General features: G+C 37.7%; 21 protein-coding genes. 5 read left to right on the plus strand and 16 right to left on the minus strand.

What is annotated here, in order from left to right:
- Positions 1 to 60 precede the first annotated feature (60 nt).
- The 6 genes from AC23ME_RS14515 to AC23ME_RS14540 form a co-directional block, all read right to left on the minus strand.
- Positions 61 to 279, minus strand: coding sequence for a CcmD family protein (locus AC23ME_RS14515; RefSeq protein WP_487728496.1), 219 nt, complete (start codon positions 277 to 279; stop codon positions 61 to 63).
- Positions 279 to 941, minus strand: coding sequence for a cytochrome c biogenesis protein CcsA (gene ccsA, locus AC23ME_RS14520; protein ID WP_487728497.1), 663 nt, complete (start codon positions 939 to 941; stop codon positions 279 to 281). The genes AC23ME_RS14515 and ccsA overlap by 1 nt, the downstream gene beginning before the upstream one ends.
- A gap of 89 nt (positions 942 to 1,030) precedes the next feature.
- Entirely contained in the window at positions 1,031 to 1,693 is a 663-nt protein-coding gene (locus AC23ME_RS14525; protein ID WP_487728498.1) for a heme exporter protein CcmB, read from the minus strand.
- Positions 1,694 to 1,810: 117 nt separating this feature from the next.
- Positions 1,811 to 2,539: a ZIP family metal transporter gene (locus AC23ME_RS14530; protein WP_487728499.1), complete on the minus strand. Its 729-nt coding sequence runs from the start codon at positions 2,537 to 2,539 to the stop codon at positions 1,811 to 1,813.
- Between the two features lie 11 nt (positions 2,540 to 2,550).
- A complete protein-coding gene (locus tag AC23ME_RS14535) occupies positions 2,551 to 3,156 on the minus strand; it encodes a phosphatase PAP2 family protein (protein WP_487728500.1) in 606 nt (201 codons plus the stop codon).
- On the minus strand, positions 3,153 to 3,884 hold the full coding sequence (locus tag AC23ME_RS14540) for a class I SAM-dependent methyltransferase (protein ID WP_487728501.1): 732 nt from the start codon (positions 3,882 to 3,884) through the stop codon (positions 3,153 to 3,155). The genes AC23ME_RS14535 and AC23ME_RS14540 overlap by 4 nt, the downstream gene beginning before the upstream one ends.
- 231 nt (positions 3,885 to 4,115) lie before the next feature.
- On the opposite strand from AC23ME_RS14540, the gene glmM reads away from it, so the two are divergent.
- The 4 genes from glmM to AC23ME_RS14560 all read left to right on the plus strand — a co-directional run bounded on the left by glmM (position 4,116) and on the right by AC23ME_RS14560 (position 9,530).
- Entirely contained in the window at positions 4,116 to 5,501 is a 1,386-nt protein-coding gene (gene glmM, locus AC23ME_RS14545; RefSeq protein ID WP_487728502.1) for a phosphoglucosamine mutase, read from the plus strand.
- A gap of 80 nt (positions 5,502 to 5,581) precedes the next feature.
- Positions 5,582 to 6,730 carry a cysteine desulfurase family protein gene (locus AC23ME_RS14550; RefSeq protein ID WP_487728503.1) on the plus strand — a complete coding sequence of 383 codons (1,149 nt, stop codon included), beginning with the start codon at positions 5,582 to 5,584 and terminating at the stop codon, positions 6,728 to 6,730.
- 530 nt (positions 6,731 to 7,260) lie between these two features.
- Complete coding sequence (locus tag AC23ME_RS14555) at positions 7,261 to 7,614, plus strand: DUF485 domain-containing protein (protein WP_487728504.1); 354 nt, start codon at positions 7,261 to 7,263, stop codon at positions 7,612 to 7,614.
- Positions 7,611 to 9,530: a solute symporter family protein gene (locus AC23ME_RS14560; protein WP_487728505.1), complete on the plus strand. Its 1,920-nt coding sequence runs from the start codon at positions 7,611 to 7,613 to the stop codon at positions 9,528 to 9,530. Before AC23ME_RS14555 ends, AC23ME_RS14560 begins: the two co-directional genes overlap by 4 nt.
- 115 nt (positions 9,531 to 9,645) lie before the next feature.
- On the opposite strand, the gene AC23ME_RS14565 is transcribed toward AC23ME_RS14560, so the two are convergent.
- Both AC23ME_RS14565 and AC23ME_RS14570 read right to left on the minus strand, forming a co-directional pair.
- Entirely contained in the window at positions 9,646 to 10,194 is a 549-nt protein-coding gene (locus AC23ME_RS14565) for a DNA-3-methyladenine glycosylase I (RefSeq protein ID WP_487728506.1), read from the minus strand.
- Between the two features lie 65 nt (positions 10,195 to 10,259).
- Positions 10,260 to 10,916, minus strand: coding sequence for an NAD(P)H-binding protein (locus AC23ME_RS14570; protein WP_487728507.1), 657 nt, complete (start codon positions 10,914 to 10,916; stop codon positions 10,260 to 10,262).
- Positions 10,917 to 11,053: 137 nt separating this feature from the next.
- Here AC23ME_RS14570 and AC23ME_RS14575 point away from each other — a divergent pair, with 137 nt between their 5' ends.
- Positions 11,054 to 11,275, plus strand: coding sequence for a hypothetical protein (locus AC23ME_RS14575; RefSeq protein ID WP_487728508.1), 222 nt, complete (start codon positions 11,054 to 11,056; stop codon positions 11,273 to 11,275).
- Positions 11,276 to 11,415: 140 nt separating this feature from the next.
- On the opposite strand, the gene AC23ME_RS14580 is transcribed toward AC23ME_RS14575, so the two are convergent.
- The 8 genes from AC23ME_RS14580 to tgt all read right to left on the minus strand — a co-directional run bounded on the left by AC23ME_RS14580 (position 11,416) and on the right by tgt (position 21,545).
- Positions 11,416 to 12,963: a M20/M25/M40 family metallo-hydrolase gene (locus AC23ME_RS14580; protein WP_487728509.1), complete on the minus strand. Its 1,548-nt coding sequence runs from the start codon at positions 12,961 to 12,963 to the stop codon at positions 11,416 to 11,418.
- An 82-nt stretch (positions 12,964 to 13,045) separates the two neighbouring features.
- The gene (locus AC23ME_RS14585; protein ID WP_487728510.1) at positions 13,046 to 13,501 is read right to left on the minus strand and encodes a YciI family protein; all 456 of its coding nucleotides are present in this window, start codon (positions 13,499 to 13,501) and stop codon (positions 13,046 to 13,048) included.
- A gap of 203 nt (positions 13,502 to 13,704) precedes the next feature.
- Complete coding sequence (locus AC23ME_RS14590; protein ID WP_487728511.1) at positions 13,705 to 13,986, minus strand: LapA family protein; 282 nt, start codon at positions 13,984 to 13,986, stop codon at positions 13,705 to 13,707.
- 4 nt (positions 13,987 to 13,990) lie between these two features.
- The gene (locus AC23ME_RS14595; RefSeq protein ID WP_487728512.1) at positions 13,991 to 16,768 is read right to left on the minus strand and encodes a TolB family protein; all 2,778 of its coding nucleotides are present in this window, start codon (positions 16,766 to 16,768) and stop codon (positions 13,991 to 13,993) included.
- A gap of 838 nt (positions 16,769 to 17,606) precedes the next feature.
- Positions 17,607 to 18,113 carry an SRPBCC family protein gene (locus AC23ME_RS14600; RefSeq protein ID WP_487728513.1) on the minus strand — a complete coding sequence of 169 codons (507 nt, stop codon included), beginning with the start codon at positions 18,111 to 18,113 and terminating at the stop codon, positions 17,607 to 17,609.
- A 32-nt stretch (positions 18,114 to 18,145) separates the two neighbouring features.
- Positions 18,146 to 19,135, minus strand: coding sequence for an acyltransferase family protein (locus AC23ME_RS14605; RefSeq protein WP_487728514.1), 990 nt, complete (start codon positions 19,133 to 19,135; stop codon positions 18,146 to 18,148).
- Positions 19,136 to 19,310: 175 nt separating this feature from the next.
- Positions 19,311 to 20,414 carry an LptF/LptG family permease gene (locus tag AC23ME_RS14610; RefSeq protein WP_487728515.1) on the minus strand — a complete coding sequence of 368 codons (1,104 nt, stop codon included), beginning with the start codon at positions 20,412 to 20,414 and terminating at the stop codon, positions 19,311 to 19,313.
- Positions 20,415 to 21,545, minus strand: coding sequence for a tRNA guanosine(34) transglycosylase Tgt (gene tgt / locus AC23ME_RS14615; RefSeq protein ID WP_487728516.1), 1,131 nt, complete (start codon positions 21,543 to 21,545; stop codon positions 20,415 to 20,417).
- Positions 21,546 to 21,702: the final 157 nt, after the last annotated feature.

Here is a 21,702-nt window from a genome sequence, read left to right on the forward strand (position 1 = left end):
TAGTGTACGGTACACACTATAACATTTCGGTTCAAAAAAATGTTTCTACGGTGTTTAAAATTAGTTTTTGGTGTCAGATTTTTTTTCTAACAATTTCAAACGTCTGTCTAAGGCAAAAAGATAAATGAGCAAACCAACCAAAATAATCACGATACAGATCACTACAATGTAAATTTTTCCGTCGGTACGCAGCTGATCTGCCATCTCAATATCGTTGTTTTGAGCTAGCAAATTAAGTGTTGAAAAAAGTAAAGTAATTAGGGCTAATATTTTTTTCATTATAGCGTGTTTTGTTTGTTTTCTAAAGTTTTAGTTCTGAAACGGAGCGTGTAGACCCAGTAGCCAATTAATATCCATCCCAAACAAGCAGGGTAAAATACCAAACGCATTCTGCTATCTAAATCGTAGCTATTAAAACCTGGGTTGCCACCGTTGCCCGGGTGTAAAGAATCTTGTAAACGTGGAAGTACAAAAAGTAGTACTATCATCATCGGGAAAGCAAAAATATTGTAGATAGCGGCTATTTTGGCTCGTTTTTGTTCTTCATCTATCGCATTGCGTAATACAAAATAAGCAAAGTATAGCAGCAAGGAGATGGCTGCAAAATTTTGTTTAGGATCGAAACTCCAGAACTGCCCCCAAGTAAATTTTGCCCAAACAGCACCCGTTACAATTCCTAAAATGCCGAATATAATACCTGCATTTGCACTTTCTACCGCTCTAACATCGTCAGCTTCGCTTTGTGTACTTAAAGACCTTACGCTGTACCAAACCGAAATGGTGAAAAGAACCACCATGGCAAACCACATCGGTACGTGGAAATATAAATTTCTGATTGTTTCATTGAGGATAGCTAGCCTAGGTACTTCCAACAATAGTCCGGTAATTGCGGTGTAAACTACTAAAACAGCGGCTAAAATTTTCCACCAGGATTTTTGCATAAGTTTGTTAAATTGTTGCAAGGTTGGAATGTTGAAAGGTTAGAGTTGTTAATTCACTCATTTATTCATTCAAAATTCTATCATTTATTCTAATCTCGCCAAAGGTAAGGAAATAACAATAAAGCTACTGTCATTACTATTACATTTATCACTGCTAATAAGCCTATTTCGTCTAAACTTACCGATCTGTCCAATCCATCTATTGCATTTTTAGCAAGCTTGATTAATACGATAAGCACAGGAATGATAATTGGAAAGCTCAAAATTGCCATTAACATACCACCATTTCCAGTTTTTGAAGCAATAGCTGATACCATAGTAAAAATGGTGGCAAAGCTCAAACTGCCTAAAACAGCAGCGAGCAAGTACATTAAGATATCGATGTCTTTACTTGGTTCGAAAACAAGACTGTAAAAAGCAAGTGCAATTACAGTAAGCAACATCATTAACAAGCTATTGTAAATGGTTTTTGCAATAATAAGTGCCGCTGGGCTAACCAAGGTGTAGATGTATAATTGTCTGCCTCTGCTTTCCTGTAAGAAACTTTTAGCAATAGCGTTGATAGAGGCAAACAGCATGATGATCCAAAATAGCGCATTCCATGTAATTTTCTCCACTACTTGAAATGACATAAAGCATACAAAAACTGTAGAAACTACATAAAGTAAAACACCATTTAACGCATATTTAGAACGCCATTCTAAAATGATTTCCTTTTTAATGAGATGTTTTACCTGTTGTGCTAGTTGCATTGGCGCAAAGATACAATGATTTACGGTTTTAGATTTACGATTTTAGATTTTGACAGGAATGTTGGAAATCTAAATTATTGCATTGAATGATTGCTGTTATTAGAAAAAGCAAAACGGCTAATGGCTATGCGTAGTGCCTGCATAGAAACCGATTAATGCAATTCCAATACCTAATAAAACGGCTGCCATTTTCCGTTTATTAATCTTATGGTCGGCACTTGATTCGAAAAGAATTGTTGTTGAGATATGTAAGAAAATACCAATTACAATGCCCATAATCTTATTGAAATAAGCTTCTACGCCACCTATGGTGCCATTACTTAAACCTAAACTTACCCAATACCCTAATGGCGCCATAATTGCAAATAAGGCAATATGGAAAATAATAGCTGATTTTTTAATATGGTTTTGAATCAAAATGCTGCCTAAGGCAAATGCAGCAGGAATGTGGTGCAAGGAAATTCCAAAAATCAGTTCGTTATGTTGGTCTTTTGCTAAAGGCATACCTTCTAAAAAAGCATGTAAACAAAGACTAATCATAATTCCGTAGGGAAAAGCTGAGGCATGATGATGTTTATGGATATGACCATGTTCAATTCCTTCGGAAAACTGTTCTAAAAAAATCTGCAATAAAAAACCAATAAGAATATAGATGCCAATTTCGTGGCTATCCGAGCCGTGGTAGGCATCTGGAATGAGATGTAAAACGGTTACTGCGAATAAATAGGCACCACTAAAGGATAAGATCAGTTTTAGGAGCTGAGATTTGTCGTTCTTCACTAAAAAAATACCCAAACCTCCCAAAAAGGCAGAAAAGAATAAGATTAAAAACTTCCAGAGTTCCATTTGAGTACAAATTATAATTTATCAGCTGAGGTGGTGTCTACGATGGTCTTTTTTAAAACCCTTCGCTCTACAGTTCTATAAACCAGTAGTGCAATTAAGCCTAAGGTTATTCCTAAGATCATTCCCGCCGAAACATCTATTGGATAATGTACACCGACATAAACCTGCGCAAAACTAATTGATGCAGCCCATAATATCCCAATAGGTAAAATCGCTTTCCACTTTCTATAAAACACACCTATTAAAAATACAGCAATGCCAAAATGATTGGTAGCGTGAGACGAAGGGAAGCTTTTTCCACCAGGGCAGGGTACCCGATGGATAATTTGATCCGATAGTTGAACTTCGTTGCAGGGTCTTATTCTTGCAACCATAGGTTTAATGAGTTTTGATGAAGTCATGTCGCCCAGTGCAAAAGCTAATAATATGCCTCCAATAATAATTAAACCATTTTTTTTATACTGGCGGATGCAAAAGATAACGATAAATAGATACAGTGGTGCCCAAAAATAACGGTTGCGTAACAACGGCATAATCCAATCGAAAAAGCCATTGCTTAAACCCCGATGTATTTTGAGGAACAATTCAGTATCAAATTGTAAGAGCTCTTGCATCATACTTTTTTACACACTAAAATTAAACGGTCAGATTTCAACTCGTCAAATTCTTCTAAATGATAATTGCCAAACTTCTCTATGATTTGAAGACCGCTTTTTTCGAGCATAGTTTCAAAATCGTCAAGTAAGAATGCCTGTACACGCTCTTCGAATGCATAATCTTTTAATCTATGTTCAAAGTTGATGTGCTTAATGATTTTTCCTTCAGACACAAATTTATTGATGTGAAACTCTATGCCATCAATGGTTTTAATTTCTTGATGAGTAAGGTTTTTAAGGATTTTCTGTGTGTTGAAATAGTCAATTACAAAAGTTCCATCATCATTCATGCTTTTTCTGAAAGCTTTCAAAGCATTTACGTGGTCTTTTTCGGTTTCAAAGTAACCAAAACTCGTAAATAGGTTTAAGGAAATATCAAAATAGTTGATGTACGACAGCTTGCGCATATCGTGCACATAAAAATGCAGGTTCTTTTGCTCAAATTGCTGTGCGTATTTGATATTTTGCTCAGAAAGGTCAATTCCCGTAACATCATAGCCTTTTTTGTTCAAGTAGATAGAATGCCTACCTCTGCCGCAAGCAATATCAATAATTTTGCTTTCTGCTTTTGGTTTCAAATGCGCCAATAGGTTATCAATCAATAACTCAGCTTCTTCGTCATTTCTGTTGCCATAAAGAATGTGATAGTATGGCGAATTGAACCAATATTGAAACCACTTGCGTTGCATTTTTACTTGATTTTAGGTCGACAAATATAGTGTTTATGCAATAATGTTGCATATAAAACTTTGTTGCATCAGCTGCGCTGTATCTATAAAATTAACAACATTCATGTCAAATTCGCAATAAATCAACTACCTAACTTATAGATTTACTTGAAGTTTAAATTTCAAAATGATGATAATTAGCCTAAAGTTAAAGCATTTATTTTTCTTAATTTTGGACAAAAAATAAACGACTTGACTTTAATTAAATCTATCTCTGGTATAAGGGGTACTATTGGCGGCAAGGCTGGCGATGGTTTAACTCCAATTGATGTTGTAAAATTCACTGCGGCTTTTGGCTCGTGGGTAATCAGCAAAGCTGATAACAAAAGAATTGTAATAGGCCGCGACGCTCGTATTTCGGGAGAGATGGTAAATAATTTGGTAATAGGTACGTTGCAAGGTTTGGGCATCGAAGTGATAGACCTTGGTTTGTCAACTACACCAACTGTAGAAATTGCAGTACCTATGGAGAAGGCTGCTGGTGGAATTATCCTTACAGCTAGTCACAACCCAAAGCAATGGAACGCTTTAAAACTTTTAAATGCTAAAGGTGAGTTTATTAGCGATGCCGATGGTAAGGAAGTTTTAGATATCGCCGAAAATTCAGATTTCAGCTTTGCAGAAGTAGATGAGATTGGTGAAGTGAGAAAAGACGATACTTATATTCAAAAACATATTGATGCCATTTTAGCATTGCCTTTGGTAGATGTTGAAGCTATCAAAAAAGCAAATTTCAAAGTAGCTATCGACTGTGTAAATTCAACTGGCGGTATTTTTCTTCCACCTTTGTTGAAAGCCTTAGGTGTAGAAACCGTTTACGAACTTTATTGCGAACCAAACGGTCAGTTCCCTCACAATCCAGAGCCACTTCCAGAAAATTTAACTGAAATTGCAAAAGTAGTGCAACAAAAAAATGCCGATTTAGGTATTGTAGTAGACCCAGATGTAGATAGGTTAGCTTTAGTAAACGAAGATGGAACTATGTTTGGCGAAGAATATACTTTGGTAGCTGTAGCTGATTATGTATTGCAAAATACCCCAGGTAATACGGTATCGAACCTTTCTTCTACAAGAGCATTGAGAGATGTAACCGAAAAAGCTGGGCAACAATACAACGCAGCGGCAGTAGGAGAGGTAAACGTAGTAAACCAAATGAAAGCAACCAATGCAATTATTGGTGGCGAAGGCAACGGCGGTATCATCTATCCAGAGTCGCATTATGGTAGAGATGCGCTAGTTGGTGTAGCTTTATTTTTATCGCACTTGGCGAAGTTCGGCAAACCAATTTCAGTGTTGCGAGCAAGCTATCCATCGTATCATATCTCAAAAAATAAAATTACCCTAACTCCTGACATGGACATAGACGTCTTGTTAAAGAAGGTAGAAGAGAAATATCAAAAGCAGCCATACAGTACTATAGATGGACTAAAAATTGAGTTCGATAAATCTTGGGTACATTTACGCAGGTCTAACACCGAACCTATTATTCGTATTTACAGCGAAGCAGAAAATGAAACTACCGCCGAAAACTTGGCGCAAAAAATCATCTCTGATATTAGGGAAGTGCTACAAGCTTAGCGAATAGAGTTTGGCGTAAGCAGATTTAGCAAAATGCCAATCGCCAAACACTTAACGATACTAACTAACAACACATAAAAATGAAACGAGTTTATTTAGATAATGCCGCCACCACGCCACTAGACCCGACTGTAGTTGCAGAAATGACCAACGTAATGACTAATTACTTTGGAAATCCATCTGCAATACACGCTTTGGGACGAGAGGTGAGAACCTTGGTAGAGAAAGCACGTAAAACGGTAGCTACGCTGTTAAATGCGTCACCTTCCGAAATTTTCTTTACTTCTGGTGGTACAGAGGCAGATAATACTGCTATCCGTTGTGGAATTGCTGCCTATGGTATTAAGCATGCTATTACGTCTAAAATTGAGCACCACGCGGTAGAGCATACGTTAAATATGTTGCTTAAAGATGGCGTTATCGATAAACTAAGTTTTGTTAATATTGATGAAAAAGGAAACGTTGACTATGCACATTTAGAAGAATTGTTGCAGAAAAACGACCGCACTTTCGTTTCATTAATGCATGCTAACAACGAGTTGGGTACTTTAACTGATATGGAAAAGGTAGGCGATTTGTGCGAAAAGTACAACGCAATTTACCACGCAGATACCGTACAAACCATGGGGCACTACACACACGATGTACGCAAGTTAAAGGCACATTTCATTGTTTGTGCAGCGCATAAGCTTCACGGGCCAAAAGGTGTTGGTTTCTTATATGTGAACAACAGCATTAAAATTCCACCAATGATTTACGGAGGAGCGCAAGAGCGTAATATGCGTGGCGGTACCGAAAATGTGTATGGAATTGTAGGCTTGGCAAAAGCTTTAGAAATTGCTTATACGGAAATGGAAGCGCACCAAAAACACGTACAAGAGCTGAAAGATTACATGAAGGCACAGCTGATTGCCGAAGTTCCGGGTATTGCTTTTAATGGTGAAACCGATGCGGACAAAAGCTTGTACACCGTTTTAAACGTTTCTTTCCCAGAGATGGATATGGCGGACATGTTGTTGTTCAACCTAGATATCAATGGTATTTGTGCATCAGGTGGCAGTGCTTGTTCATCTGGCTCTAACATTGGTTCGCACGTGTTAAACGGCATCAAAGCCGACCCAAATCGCCCTGCGGTACGTTTCTCGTTTAGCAAATACACCACTAAAGAAGAAATAGATTACACTTTAGAAAAAGTGAAGATGGTGGTTAAGCAAAACGCATTAGCTTAATACACACCAAATCGTCATTGCGAGGCACGGTTTATCCCTACTATTCGGGAAAGCAATCTTAAAGCATTTTCAAGTGTTTTAAGATTGCTTTTTTTTTAGACTTTTAGAAGAGCAGGTTCCTGTACTTTTATTTTATGCCAGTCCTGCTTTTCGCTACAATCTTTTTGTGTCCGTTTTGTAGTCATTTCGAACGTATGTTAGAAATCTACAAGCTAAACGCTTTTGACTAACAGATTTCTCCTCGTTCCTCGTCGAAATGACGCAACAAAAAGTATTTTCGCTGCAATCAGGTCTAATTTACCACCGCCTGTGCTTCTAAAAATTAACCAGCTCGAGCAGTTGCCAGTACTCCACATCATCTCTTCGAAAATAGATATCTAAATCTTTGTGTGTTCTGTGTCTTCGTGGTTAACAATCTTAAATTATTTACACCAATAAATTTGCTAATAGCCCAATTAGACAATAAACTGGTGAACCAATTAACTATTTATCGCCAAAACATTAACTAAACTTCCGTTTTTTTATTAGTATTGTATACAGAACCATTGTTGATTATCAATATCAAAAACAATCAAACCTTTTATAAACCTTTCGAACCTTTATTTATGCATGTAAACAGCACAACCGAGGAAAAGGAAATCGTTACCAAGCAAAAGTCGAAACTTGGGGTACGGTTATTTTTCATTTACCTAATCTGCTATGCAGGTTTCGTAGCGCTCGGTGTATTTAATTACGAGTTACTATCTACCACCGTATTTTCTGGACTAAACCTTGCCGTAGTTTATGGTATTGGCTTAATTGTATTTGCCGTTATTATGGGCATTATTTACAACTATTATTGCACCAAATACGAAGACGAAGCTGAGAAAGGGGATGCCAAATGATTTATGATATTTCGGTTACCGCATTAATCTTCTTCTGCATTTTCGTTGGATTGGTGCTTGGTTTATCTTTCTATTTCGGACGCAAGAAAAGCGACTCTTCGTCATATTATGCTGCTGGTGGGCAAATTCACTGGGCTGTTAACGGTATTGCCTTCGCCGGCGATTACCTTTCTGCAGCATCTTTTCTCGGCATCTGCGGTATGATTGCCATTGCAGGTTTCGACGGCTTTTTATACGCCATCGGGTTTTTAGCAGGCTGGATTGTGGCTTTATTTCTCATTGCCGAACCATTTAAAAGATTAGGTAAATACACTTTCACAGATGCCTTAAATGCTAAGTTCAATTCTAGGGCAATTACCTTATCGGCATCAATTAGTACATTAATTATTTCTGTATTCTACCTCATTCCGCAAATGGTAGGGGCAGGAGATTTAGTGATGCCATTGCTAGGTTTGCCTCACTGGGTAGGCGTAATTTTGGTTGGCGCAATCGTAATTGCTATTGTGGCGAGCGCAGGTATGGCTTCAACCACTTATGTACAGTTCTTAAAAGGAGGCTTGCTCATCGTGCTATCGTTAATATTAACGACCTACATCCTTAAAAATGGCTTATCATTATCTCCAGGAACAAAAGATAATCCTTACCATACTTTTATAGAATTAGAACCACAAATAGAAAGTGCTGGAATTGCTGCGGTAGATGGCTGGGAGGTGCTAAGTCAGCAAGAAGTAAGTGATAAAACCTTTGTGAAACTAAGGCAGAACGGTGTTGAAAGATGGTTTTATTTGACCGAGAAGGATGGTAAACCAACCTTGAAAGAAACTTTAACCATTGTGCAAAAAGCTAACGGAGAGAAATTATATAACGGCGAAACTAAAGACAAAAGGAAATTTTACCAAGTTGGTCACCTAAGTAAAATCATCGTTAATGGTAAGGAAGTAGAAAAAACTGGCGCTGTTGGTCCATTTGAATTTCTTTCTACCATTAAAGAAAGTGATGTGGTGCGCTTCCTGCAAACAAAACTAACCGATGGCACAGACCAAGTTGCCATTTATTACCCAGAAGTTACTGCTGGTTCAAAGTTTATGTTGCCAGGCTTAAAGTATAAAATAGGTACTGATGCTAGCTTATGGAGTAAGTTGGATTTTGTGTCACTAATGTTGGCGTTGTTTTTAGGGACAGCAGCATTGCCACACATTCTTATTCGTTACTACACGGTAAAAACTCCTCGTGATGCTCGTAAATCGACTATTTTAGCAATTGCTGCTATTGGAGGTTTTTATATCCTTACTTTGTTTATCGGTTTGGGTGCAGGTGTTAACGGCGTAATGGATGTAGAGTCTAGCAATATGGCTGCTCCGTTGTTAGCAAAGGCTTTTGGTGCGGTATTATTCTCGGTTATTTCTGCAGTTGCTTTTGCTACGGTGCTAGGAACTGTAGCTGGGTTAATTGTGGCTTCTTCGGGAGCGATTGCCCATGATTTCATCGATATTTATCTGAAGAAAAACTTGAATGACGATAATAAAGTAAAAGTAGGTAAGATTGCAGCAGTGGTAGTTGGTATTTTTGCCATTTTACTAGGAATGGCATTCAAGGGCATTAATGTTTCTTTCTTGGTGGGTTGGGCTTTTGCTATTGCAGCTTCTGCTAATTTACCAGCAATCTTGTTTTTGCTTTTCTGGAAAAGAACTTCGTCTACAGGAATTTCAGCTTCAATTGTAGTAGGTATTGTAGCTTCTTTAGCTATTATCCTTACTTCGCCAACAATGTGGGACAAATATGGTTTGGGAGCGGAAAATGCAATGCATCAATTAGAAAATCCAGCTTTGATATCATTCCCGCTAGCTGTGTTAACGGTGTATGTGTTTTCGATTTTGTACCCTAAAAAGGAAGTTAGTACGATAGCAAGTAATTAAGTAGTATCGTCATTTCGACGAAGTATGAGGAGAAATCTAGCGAATAGAATTTTACAATTTGTTAGATTTCTCTCTGCGCTCGAAATGACGACTAATTTTATACCTTCTCAGACTACTATTTAACCCACTTCGGATTACTCTTTAAAACCTTCGCATGGATAGCGCAAGAAGCGTCGTGTGCGCCTTGCAAATAGCCTATGCTCATTAAAAACTCACCAACTATCTCTCCGCCAGTAAACTTAAATGTTTTTTTAAAGAGCTTAATCCACTCTGCTTTGGTTTTGGGGTGATGATGTTCTAGCCACTTCTCAAAGCTGCCAAACTCTTGTTGCAGTTGCAGAATGGTTTTGGCATTTTCTATGGCAGCATTAACTTTTAATTTATTTCGGATGATGCCTGCGTCTTGCAGCAAGCGTTCTCTATCGGCTTCTGTGAAGTTTGCAACCTTCTCTATGTTAAAATTCGCGTAAGCTTTTCTAAAGCCTTCTTCTTTTTTCAAAATTGTTTCCCAGCTTAAACCAGCTTGGTTAATCTCTAAAATTAGCCTGCCAAACAGTTCGTTGTCATCGTGAATAGGAAAACCATAATGGTTATCGTGGTAGTTTTGATGTAAAGCCTTACGTTCTTCGGGCTGCATATTGGGTATTGCGCTACAGTAGCTCATAGATATGGGAATTAGTTGTTGGCAAAAATAGTCATCTCACTGACAACCTTATGGCAGTCGGAAATTTATTTTGATAAGTCTTTCATCTCTTCCCAATGGAAAACTTTTATTTTTTCGTTTGTATGCTGCGCTGCCTTAATCATTGCCTTTGCAATATTTTTAGCAGTAATGCCTTTGTATTTACTTAAGCCTCCAATTAGCAATAAATTCACTACAGAAAATATCTTGATGAAGACTTTTTCTAGTGGTCTGCTTTCTTCTCTACTTCCCATAATCATTGATGGACGAAAAATCTGTGTATGCTCAAAGTCCACTGCAATTACATCTCTTTCTGCCTCACCTTTGGTTTTAACATAAAAAATGGAAGATTTTGCATTTGCCCCAACAGCACTGACCAAAGACACATTTTTTGCGCCATTCTCCTTCGTGAGCTGTGCTGCTAACACCGGATAATCGTGGTCAATCTGATAATATTCTTTTTCTTCGGGAGTTTTCTTTTTGGTCGTTCCCAAGGCAATAAAAACATCGTCAGCAACTAAATATTCCTTATTTTGAGCTAAGCTATGATAATCTGCCAAAACCATCTTCAATTTTGGATGCTGAACGTTTAATGGTTTTCTTAGAACAATGGTAACTTCCTCATAAATATCGCTTTGCAATAAATCGTTTAACAAATAACTGCCTACAAATCCGCTGGCGCCAAAAAGAATTGCTTTCTTCATTTTTTCCATTTTCATGTATGATGTTACAAACAAACTTAAACGCTTGATGTTAGATAATTGTACGAAAATTTAAATTATTATAGAGCCATCTCGATTATTGAGATAGCACTTTTATCTTTAAACTAAAACATAAAGCGATGGAAAATAGAGAAAGTAAAGAGAACTTGGAAAACAAGGAAAAAGAGGTTAAGGTAGATCTAATTGATATCGATGATACTAAGCCTACGAGATCTGAGGAGAACATTGAGCTCACTTCAAAATCAACAATCAGTAGCAAATTTAGTAAAAGTCCTCCTCGTAAACATGAACCAATGGGAGGTAGCCACGAGCCAGGGACTACACCAGGTACTAATTTTTAAAAAGAAATACTTAAAAAAAGCCACGACATTTAATCGTGGCTTTTTGGTGTAATATGAAATTCAAAATTATCTAAATAGATTTAGTTAGTTAATTTTCAGTGATATGTTTTTACTTCACTTAAATAACAACATATCAGTGTTTAATCTACGCCACCTTTACGAATTGCCTTTTTCTGTTCTGGCCAAGTTACTTTCTGTCCAGTTCTAGGATTAATCGGCAATTCTCCTTTTTCTGTAGTAAATCTCTCAGGATCTTCGCAAGCCATATAAACTAAAATTGCCGCTAAAATTGCGTTGTTTCTAATTTCCTCGAATATCATTTTATCGTAGCTGTCACGGTTGGTATGCCAAGTGTAGGTGCCGTAATCCCAGCTAGTTGAACTTAGTGAGAAACCTGGCGCACCAACGGCAACAAATGCTGCAAAATCAGAACCACCAGCTCCCGGAATACCAGGGAAAGAAGTTTTGATTTGATTTTTAATCGTGTCAGGAACTTTTGTCAACCAACGGTTAATGAATTTTTCTGATTGGGCAAAGCCTTGTCCACCTAAGTTAACCACTCTACCTGTTCCGTTATCTTGGTTAAATAATGCTTGTAGATTTTTTACGATTTCTGGATGATCTTCTACGAAAGCTCTTGAACCATTTAAACCTTGCTCTTCGCTACCCCAATGACCAACCAAAATAGTGCGTTTAGGATTTGGATAAAATTTCTTCAAGATACGCATGGTTTCCATCATCATCACAGTTCCAGAACCATTGTCTGTAGCACCGCTAGCGGCATCCCAAGAATCTAAGTGGGCAGAAAGCATCACATATTCGTTAGGTTTTTGCTTGCTCTTCATTTCTGCCACGGTATTAAAAGTTGGCACTAAACCCAGTTCTTTAGACTCCGAAGTTACATTTAAAACAGGTTTAGAACCGTATTTAGCCAAACGGTAAACCAAACCATAATCTTCAACCGATAAATTGATGGTAGGGATTTTCTTAGTGTTTGCACCAAAGACTTTATCTACACCAAAGCCCTGCGACCAGTTATTGATCACCACTGCCGCCGCATCTGCATTTTCTAATGCTAAAGCTAGTTCTTTAGCCTTTAATCCAGTTTTGTTGATGTTTTGAGAGAACTTCTTCAATGCCTCTGCTTTTTCTGCTTTGTACTTTTCAAACAGATCTTTGGTAGCAAATTCTTCCCAGTTTTTATCTGGGCGACCAGAAAGTTGATTGTGAGAAATTAGCACCAACTTGTCTTTTACAGCAGGTAGCCATTTTTGGAAGGAAACTGAATCAACGATGTTTTCTGGTAAGATAATCGCTTCGGCTTTAATTGGTTTGCCGTTGGTAGAGGGGCTCCAAGCTAATTGTGTTGCTTCTAAAGTTCTTAAACGTGGACTAACTAAATCTACGTGAGTTACACCGCGTTCCCAACCACGCCATTGGCCCCATTGTTCGTTTTTGGCGCTAATGCCCCAGTCAGCGTATTTTTTTACCACCCAATCATTAGCCTGTTTCATTTGTGGTGTACCCACCAAACGAGGGCCTACAACATCTAACAGTTCGTGTGCTAATTTTTCTAATTGAGAATTTTCATTGGCTTCTTTGATGATATTGTCTATCACTTTGTCTTGTGCAATTGCAAAAGAAGAGGTGAATAACAAAAATCCAGATAAAAGTAATTTTCCGTTCATTTTAGGTTTATTTTCTTTAATAGACTTCTAAATTAGGTAATAAGTCCGTTGATAAACCTTTTTTAATAGAAATGTTGCAGTGCTAAAATTGGCTTTTCTGAATTTTATCGTGGTAGGGAAGATATTCTGGCAATGCGGCGGAGCCGTACCAATTGAATACATCTGCATCTAAAAGTTTTGCCTTAACTGCTGGATCGGTTTGTAGCAAAGCTTTGGCCTCTTCAATTGATTTGGTGTTGAGGATAAAGATGCCGCGGTATTGTTTATCGTTTTTAGCCAATGGGCCAGCAACAATGAGCTTATTCTCTTTGGCAAGTTTTTCGATGTTGGCCATGTGACCTTTAAACAGGCTGTCGGTTTCTTTTTTGCTGGCGGTGGTGTTACTTCCGGTTTTTAGCATTACCAATACGTACATTTTCATGCCGTAGCTGTCGCCGCCTAATTTTTTAGCTAAAGTTTCGTCGTATTTGGGTTTTTCTTGGGCCTGCGAAAATATAGCAATGGCGGCGAAAATAATGGTGGTAAAGAATTTCTTCATTGTGATGTTTGTAAGGTGTTGTTTGTTGTATAAACCTGATTGAAGTGAAATACTTTTTGTTTTTTAATACAGATTCTATTGATTTCGCAATTGAGAAGTAAATTTTTGATGCCTTAGGTTTACAGGATGGCTAGAACAAAAAGATTGAACAGAAAGCAGGACTTTCGTAACCGAAGAATTACTGAGATTGCTTTTCAAATAAATTAACTAATGTAATCTCTGTCTTCGTCGCTTAAAGTACTTTTTTGCTCCATAGCCTGATTTCTTTCTACTTCGTCATTGTAGCTGCTAAACGTTTTACGCGGTCGGCCAGCGATAAAGCCTAAAATAAAGCCAATTAAAATGCAAATGCCAATAACGATGAGTTTAGACACTTCGACAGGTTGGCCGATGATGAAATTGAATTCTACAGCATCGTTATTGACCATTAAAAATACGGTTAATAAGATGGTAAGTATGATGATGGATATGGTTTTGCCCGACATAGTTTTAAAAATAATAATTAAACAACAGTTCGAAGATAGGGTTTTGGTTGTAAATTTTATCGACGAAAATTAAACGGGCACCTACATCGGCAACGGGTTGGTAACGTAAAAGGTTCATATCGCTGCGGAGTTCTAATCCGAAAGTTTTAGGTTGCGTAAAATTGGTTTGTTGGCCAATATTTTCGTAGTGGCTGAAAACAGTAGCACGCACATTTCTGACGTAAGCGAAGGGGCCGATCTCGAGATCTGGAAACAGAAAAGGGAAGCGGTAATTTAAGAGCAAACTGTTTTTAAGTAGGTTTCTGGCAGCAATTTGATTGTAGCCGTAAACCACGGGAATATCGTTAACGGTTCGGAAACTTCCGCTGTTTTCTTGATAGTTGAAGCTAGCCAAAAAAGTATGGTTTTTGGCAAATCCGGGGAAGTAAAAATAGCTTTCGAAAGCGAAAAGCTGTCCGTTCAAATTTCGGTCGAATGGTGCACTTTGGTACTTAAACTCCAAGATTTGCGCCCATTTTGGTGCAATATCACGTTCGGCCCTGCGTATTTGATGGTTCAAGCCAATTCGGTAGGTAATTGGAAAGTCGATGGCGTTGATTAAGCGATTGGCGTCTGCAGCATTGAAGTGCCTTTTGGCATAGTAGGTTCCGGTTTCGCCAACAAAGCTAAAGTTGTGGTTGAACGAGTTGAAACTCAATGGCAGCGATGCGGTGAGGCTGGTGTAATCTTCCCTAAAATTTGCCTGACGTATAGCGCCCTGGTAGCGGTAATTCACTAAACGAGGACGATTTCTGTAATTGATGTTGAGGATGGGATAAAGTGCCTTGTACCTAAAGCCTGCGCTATATTCTACACGGCGCAACGAGCTTTCGTAGGTGAGACCTGCGTAAAAACTTGTGGTGTTCAATAAATCGTCTGATTTTAACTGCAAGCCCACACGTTCTACAGCATCATCTGAAGTAGGGCTAATGCTATGGAAGTTGAATAGATGTTTTAACGTGCTGTAGCTTTTAGAAACAAAAGTGGTATCGGCAGGTGTTTCTGCAAATACGTAATCTGCTTGCGTAGTTTCTTGCCCGTAATAGATGAAGCTGTTTTCTTGAACAGGAGTAGGTGTAACCTCAGTTTTTGCAACTTCGTAGCCATTCACTTGAAAGTTATTGAAGATGAGGGTTTTGCCATTTGGTGATAAGCTAGCGTTAAAAGCGCCGTATTTTGAAGCTGTTAGCGCACTTATTTCTTTCGTCGCGGGGATTATGTTGTAAATGTTGTCGATGCCGCTGTAATGGGCGTTAAAAACGATTTTATCACCAAAAAATATTGGTCTGTTAAGTTGCTGTCTGGTGTTGCTAATTAAAGCTTCCGTTTTTTGCTTGTCTTTTAACCAAAGAGATTTACCTTTTTCGTTAACGCTGATCCAAGTGATTTTACTGCCATCATAGTTTAACGAAGGAGTTTGCAGTTGTTCGTTTTTTGGGTTCGCTAAACTGTCTATGATTTTTCCCGTTACTAAGTTTAACGTTACCAAAGAGTGTTGATTGCTCAAATCAATGTTCACGGCGATTAATTTTTTGCCGTCTCCAGAAATGCTAGGTGCAAATAATCTTGTTCGGTGCGTCAGTTGGTGTTTTCTGCCTGTTTCTAGGTTGTAAATACAGATAACATTGTAGCTGCGCTGTTTATAGCGTGGGTCTTCGCGTCTTTCGTCCCAAACAATGGTGTTGTTGCCGTAACTGTACCAAGGTTGTTCTTGATAGCCGATTTTAAGTAAAGTTTTTTCTTTTTTATCTGGCGATATGCTTACAAACCCTGGAGTTTCGCTTTTACTTTGTTTGATCACCAAGATGTTTTCGTTCGGCAATAAAGTTGGCAAGTGATAGCTGGTAGCGTAAGTAGTCACTTTGTTCAGGCTGGCGTAATCGATAGATTTATTTTTTGCAGCTTGATTTGCCCAATCTTGCTTTAACTTTTCTAAAGTTTGTAGGTAGTAGTTTTTAGTGTTTTTTCCGGTGAATTTTTTCAAGCTCTGAGAAAATGGATAAAGTCTCAACGGTCTTTTGTTGATATCCGAAAGTAGCTTGTCTCCAATATCTGTTCCGAACTCTTTTTGCAGCTGCGAATTCATTAAATAGCCGAGTTGGTAGTAACCCGGAGTGACGTCTTTCTCTGAACCAAAATATGCTTTAGAATATGGGATCTTTTTGCCTTCTAAAAGTGATGTTCTGAAAGGCATGATCCAGTTGGGTTGTCGGCCTCTTCCCGAGAAGGTCAGGGCAGTCTCAGTACTCACGGCATCGCCTTCTAAAAACCAGATTGGCATGCTTGCTCCAATGTAGCCAAAGTAGACTTCTTCTGGAAAGGGGAAGCCCGACTTTCCGGTAATCTTGTTGAACTGGGCTACGTGCCTTAGTTCGTGTACGGCTAGGTTGTTTAGCCAGTCCTGACTGTCGAAGTATTGAGGTGAGATAGTGTATAATTGTGATTTTTTTGGAGCAAGCTGAACGAAGCCATTTGAGGTGGTTCCTTGGTTCTGTAGCACAATTGGAATGGTAGTTTTGTTCTCATTCAAACTTTTGCCAACGGTAGGGTAGATACGACCTAAGGTTAGTGCCATTCTTTGTGCGTCTTTTTCGAGTAGGGAAGGGTAGATGATTTTAAACCCGTGATGATCAATTTGCCTCCATTTTACACTAAGTGGCGTTTGGCTTTCATCAAAAAATTGAGAAAAACACTCTGAAAAAGTAAAACTTAAAATAATAGCTGCTAAGTATCTGATTTTCAATTTTATTTATCTTTAATGTTGTGTTGATTAAAATGTTTGCTAAAATTTTTAGTTTTTAGCTTTGCTGATGATCTTGCTTTATTTTAATTTTAAATTTATGTGATTTATTTATTTTATTGATTTTCATGTGTTTAAAAATTATATATAAGAAGTAATCAATTTCATTTTTATTATTATTAATACGTTGTTGAGTCGCTAATTTTCCCGAAAATCAATATTCTAAGATAGCATTATTTTTGAATAATAGTTGTACACTATTTTGCTTGTTTTTTCTGGACAAAAATCTTTCATTTTTAAAAAGTGTATGAAAAATATTCGGAAATAAGCTTCTCTTTTTTTAGAGATTGTTAGCTCAGTAGTCGAAAAAATCTGAGGAATTTGCTAAAAAATCGTTTGGATGTTTAGCAGTAATCTCATTGGTTTTAGCTGTGAGAGATCTAGAGCTTATCAATTTTAAATATTTTACTTAGTGTATTTTATTTAAATTTTATGATAGGTTTTTTTATGGTGTTTTTACAAGATAGTGTTTGTGGCTTGGGATTTTTAGCATCTAATTTCTGCTTAGATTGCCACGTTGTTTCAGGTAATTTGTATGGTGGTTTGGTTTGTTTTTTGAACCTGCTTTGACAATTTTAGGTGTTGAAAATTGGTCTTTTTACATGTGCCAACATCGCCTTTTGGCGGTGTCAATTTGCTATAAGTAGAGGGGGATGTTGTCTTTTTTTTGAAACATTAAGGATAGCAAAGGCTTAATGAAACTTAACTTATTTATGTTTTCAAAAATTGATAAATAAATAAAATTACCTTCCAATTTATATCACCTGAAGAATGCAGATTGCTAACGAGATTTTGAGGTAATTTGGTGCTGTTTTTCATCTAAAACTGATTTCCATTTGTCGGTTTCAGCGTAGCTTTTAATAATCTCATTTCTGTGGAGTAACAGTTTTTTGAGATATTTGGTCAAGACAAGAACGTTGAAAATTCTGCCCAAAATGCCATAAGGAGCGCTAAATTCAAATATGTCTAACATCAATACTTTACCGTCAACTTCCTCAAATTTGTGCTGATGGTAAATAGTTTTAAATGCTCCTTTGATTTGTTCGTCTACAAAATAATAAGGTCTGTTAAAGGCAGTTATTTTTGAGTTAAGCTGTTGTTTAACACCAAAATGAACGGCTTCCCAAGTTACATATTCGTTTAAACCTATTAAGCCTCTGGTTACGCCTGAAATGGCTTTTTCGGAGGTGTTAGCCGTTGAAATTTGATGTAGGTCGATACTCCTCGCTAAGTCGAAGCAAATCTCAATAGGTGCATTAATTATCGTTTCAAGCTCAATTTTAGGCATTGTCTTTAGCGTAAATCGCTACTAAAGTACTGTTAAAGTTTGCTATACAAGTACTTTTTTAATAATTGATGATAACCAATGGATAGTACGTAGCTTAAAATTAGAGCAAGCAAGCCGGTAATAGCTAGTGGAACTGCCTGTTGGGCGAAATAGAACACCGTAATAAAAACTAAGGTGTGTACCAAATACCATTCGTATGAAAATTTGTTGGTGTACAGGAAAAAGTTATTGATGAAAGTGATTTTAGTGCCAATGGTATACACCAAAAGCGCTAGACTTAGGTAGCCTACCAAGGATGGAATGTCGTTGTATAATTTGAAAATTCCGCCTTTAACACCGCTAATTCCAACTAGTGCAATGCCTATAATAGCTAACACGATAAGATATTTTACGGCAGGAATTTTAATAAATGAAGGATTTTCCTTGAATTTAATAGCAAGCATCATCCCTAAAACAAACTCCCAAAGGTATTGGATGAAGAAACTATTCCAAATGCGTAGTTCTGATTTGCCCAGATACCAAACTACCGTAGCCCAAAGTAAGCTGATAACCAAAGAGATGATTACACTTTTCCATCTATGTTTTGTTACCCACTTAAACAGCAGTAGAAATACAGCATAAAATTGAATAATCATCGATAAAAACCACAATTGATAGCCTAAAGACCCAATCCATCGCTCGTTGAACATTTTGAACAAGAAAATGTGGCTTAGGGTAGCCATTATCCTATCGCTATAATCGTACATTAACGGTACGGCAGCCGAGATCAGAACGATAATAATATACGGGAAATAGATCTTGGAAAAGCGTTTTTTCAAAAATTGAGGGTAGCTTAAAGGCTTTCCGAGCTGCGAAAGGCACAAGCCAAAACCAGAACATAATATGAATACGTGAACACCTGAACCACCGAAATTAATTGCTTTTGCAGCCATTCCCTGTAACGGAAATAATTGAAATAAGTGGAAAACCACGATTGTAAAAATGGAATAACCTCTTAAAAAATCAATTACTGGTAAGCGCATAATGGCGTGTATCTAAGTTTTCTAATGAAATATTTAGTTCAGGTGAAGAATATGGACATCTTTAACCTATAATTTAACTCCAATTTGGAATAAAACTACTGCTTTTTCGGATAGTTACCTAGTGCAGATCGGTAAATAAATATTAAAGAAATTGAATAAGGAATTTTCTTGGGTATTACTTAGGGGCTCGACGCAGCAAATAAAGTCCAAGGCAGCCAAATATCAGCACTGGTAATAAATTGGCCAATAAAGGCGGTAGGCCACCTTTAGTAGAGAACATTTTGGCAAATTGGTTCAATACGATGAACAAGAAACTTAAGACAATGCCTATTCCTAATGGTAAACCGACACCTCCACGTACTTTTCTAGATGACAGCGCAACGCCTATTAACGTAAGTACAAATGCAGATAATGGTTGTATATAGCGCTTGTACTGCTCAAAAAGTAAATCGTTCATTACGCCAGAGCCTCTAATCTTTTCCTTCTGAATTTTTTCAGAAAGCTCTTTACTTGTCATACTCTCTACCACATTATCGTATACCGAAAAATCGTCAGGTTTCATATCCAAAACCGTGTCTTTTGTTTTGGTATTAGCATAAACCATACTTTCCTTCAGGTCTTTGATGCTACGGCTTGTGTAATTGGTCAGTTTCCAAACATGCTTTACCGAATCGTAACTGATCTGCTCTGCAATCAGTTTTTTTTCCAATACATCGCCTTTAAAACGGTCTAGGGCAAAACGGTAGCCAATATTGCTGCGGTTATCGAAATTGTCAATATAGATGTAGGTATTCTCATCTATTTTCATGTGAATATTCGACTTTGTATAAGGGTCGTTCTTTTTAATTACCTGATTTTCAAAAGCATTTTTAATCTTGTTGGTATAAGGCAACATGAAAAGGTTAGATGCTAAATTGATAGAGAAAATGATAAAAGCCGAGATGAAGTATGGTCTTAAAAAACGGTTGAAACTGACACCGCCACTTAAAATAGGCACAATCTCAGTCTGGTCGGCCATTTTTGCTGTAAAGAAAATTACCGCAATGAAATTCATTAACGGCGACAGCATGTTTACATAAAATGGGATGGAACCAGCGTAATATTCAGTCGCTATTTCCCAAGCCGTCATGTCATTTCCTAAGAAATCGTCAAGCTTTTCCGAAAGGTCAAAAATTACGATAACAACAACGAAAACCGCCAAGGTGTACACGAAAGTACCCAAGTACTTGCCGATAATATAGGCATCAATAATTTTCGAACGTCGTTTTAAGAACCCCATTTACAGTTTTGTCCCTAAGATAGTAACCATTTTGTTTTTCCAATCGTAAAACTCGCCAGCAATAATTTTTTCACGAGCTTCGTTTACCAACCATAAATAAAAATGAAGGTTGTGCAACGTAGCAATTTGAGCGCCTAAAATCTCTTTACTGTGCATTAAATGGCGCAGATAAGCCTTCGAATACACTTGGTCGGCCAGTAAATCGCTGTCCGCATCTATAGGAGAGAAATCGTTTGCCCACTTTTTATTGGTAATGTTAATCATCCCATTTCTGGTGAAAAGCATTCCATTTCTGGCATTACGAGTAGGCATCACACAATCAAACATATCTACACCTAACGCAATATTCTCCAAAATATTGACTGGCGTACCAACACCCATCAAATAACGAGGTTTTTCGTAAGGTAAAATGTCGCAAACTACCTCCGTCATCGCGTACATTTCTTCAGCAGGTTCGCCAACAGAAAGTCCACCAATGGCATTTCCTTCACGACCCATCGAAGCAATAAATTCTGCAGATTTCATTCTCAAATCTTTGTAAACAGAACCCTGTACAATGGGGAAAAGTGTTTGGTCGTAGCCGTATTTTGGCTCTGTGGTATCAAAACGTTCGCAGCAGCGCTTTAGCCAGCGGTGCGTCATGTTAATAGAGTTCGCAGCGTATTTGTAGTCACATGGGTAGGGCGTACACTCGTCAAACGCCATAATGATATCCGCACCAATGGTACGTTGAATATCCATAGCGTATTCTGGTGTAAACAAGTGTTTAGAGCCATCAATGTGAGAACGGAATGTTACACCTTCTTCCTTAATTTTACGCACTTTACTTAAAGAATATACCTGATAACCACCACTGTCGGTCAAAATAGGTTTATCCCAGCCAATAAATTTGTGTAAACCGCCGGCTGGTTCTAAAATATCTAATCCCGGGCGAAGGTATAAATGGTAGGTATTGCCCAAGATAATTTGGGCTTTAATATCTTCCTTTAATTCTTTTTGATGCACTGCTTTTACTGTTCCAGCAGTGCCTACAGGCATAAAAATTGGTGTTTGTATGTCGCCATGAGCCGTGCTGATTACGCCTGCTCTAGCTTTAGAATTTGGGTCTTTTGCCTGTAAATCGAATTTCATGTGTGTTCTTCCGCTTCAAAAATCCGTCAAAAGTACGATTTATTGTTGTAAGGTTGAAAAGTTTCAAGCTTGTGAAATTTTTTGAAAAGCAAATGTGGAAATGCTATTTGCGTTAGTCCCGCTATCCGCTTCTCCCGATGAAAAATCGGGATCCGCT

It is taken from the genome of Pedobacter sp. T50_32 (assembly GCF_057652195.1).

Coding starts and splice junctions, on each gene's coding strand:
- AC23ME_RS14515 (WP_487728496.1), bottom strand. CDS start 279: ATGAAAAAAATATTAGCCCTAATTACTTTACTTTTTTCAACACTTAAT.
- ccsA (WP_487728497.1), bottom strand. CDS start 941: ATGCAAAAATCCTGGTGGAAAATTTTAGCCGCTGTTTTAGTAGTTTAC.
- AC23ME_RS14525 (WP_487728498.1), bottom strand. CDS start 1,693: ATGCAACTAGCACAACAGGTAAAACATCTCATTAAAAAGGAAATCATT.
- AC23ME_RS14530 (WP_487728499.1), bottom strand. CDS start 2,539: ATGGAACTCTGGAAGTTTTTAATCTTATTCTTTTCTGCCTTTTTGGGA.
- AC23ME_RS14535 (WP_487728500.1), bottom strand. CDS start 3,156: ATGATGCAAGAGCTCTTACAATTTGATACTGAATTGTTCCTCAAAATA.
- AC23ME_RS14540 (WP_487728501.1), bottom strand. CDS start 3,884: ATGCAACGCAAGTGGTTTCAATATTGGTTCAATTCGCCATACTATCAC.
- AC23ME_RS14550 (WP_487728503.1), top strand. CDS start 5,582: ATGAAACGAGTTTATTTAGATAATGCCGCCACCACGCCACTAGACCCG.
- AC23ME_RS14560 (WP_487728505.1), top strand. CDS start 7,611: ATGATTTATGATATTTCGGTTACCGCATTAATCTTCTTCTGCATTTTC.
- AC23ME_RS14565 (WP_487728506.1), bottom strand. CDS start 10,194: ATGAGCTACTGTAGCGCAATACCCAATATGCAGCCCGAAGAACGTAAG.
- AC23ME_RS14570 (WP_487728507.1), bottom strand. CDS start 10,916: ATGAAGAAAGCAATTCTTTTTGGCGCCAGCGGATTTGTAGGCAGTTAT.
- AC23ME_RS14575 (WP_487728508.1), top strand. CDS start 11,054: ATGGAAAATAGAGAAAGTAAAGAGAACTTGGAAAACAAGGAAAAAGAG.
- AC23ME_RS14580 (WP_487728509.1), bottom strand. CDS start 12,963: ATGAACGGAAAATTACTTTTATCTGGATTTTTGTTATTCACCTCTTCT.
- AC23ME_RS14585 (WP_487728510.1), bottom strand. CDS start 13,501: ATGAAGAAATTCTTTACCACCATTATTTTCGCCGCCATTGCTATATTT.
- AC23ME_RS14590 (WP_487728511.1), bottom strand. CDS start 13,986: ATGTCGGGCAAAACCATATCCATCATCATACTTACCATCTTATTAACC.
- AC23ME_RS14600 (WP_487728513.1), bottom strand. CDS start 18,113: ATGCCTAAAATTGAGCTTGAAACGATAATTAATGCACCTATTGAGATT.
- AC23ME_RS14605 (WP_487728514.1), bottom strand. CDS start 19,135: ATGCGCTTACCAGTAATTGATTTTTTAAGAGGTTATTCCATTTTTACA.
- AC23ME_RS14610 (WP_487728515.1), bottom strand. CDS start 20,414: ATGGGGTTCTTAAAACGACGTTCGAAAATTATTGATGCCTATATTATC.
- tgt (WP_487728516.1), bottom strand. CDS start 21,545: ATGAAATTCGATTTACAGGCAAAAGACCCAAATTCTAAAGCTAGAGCA.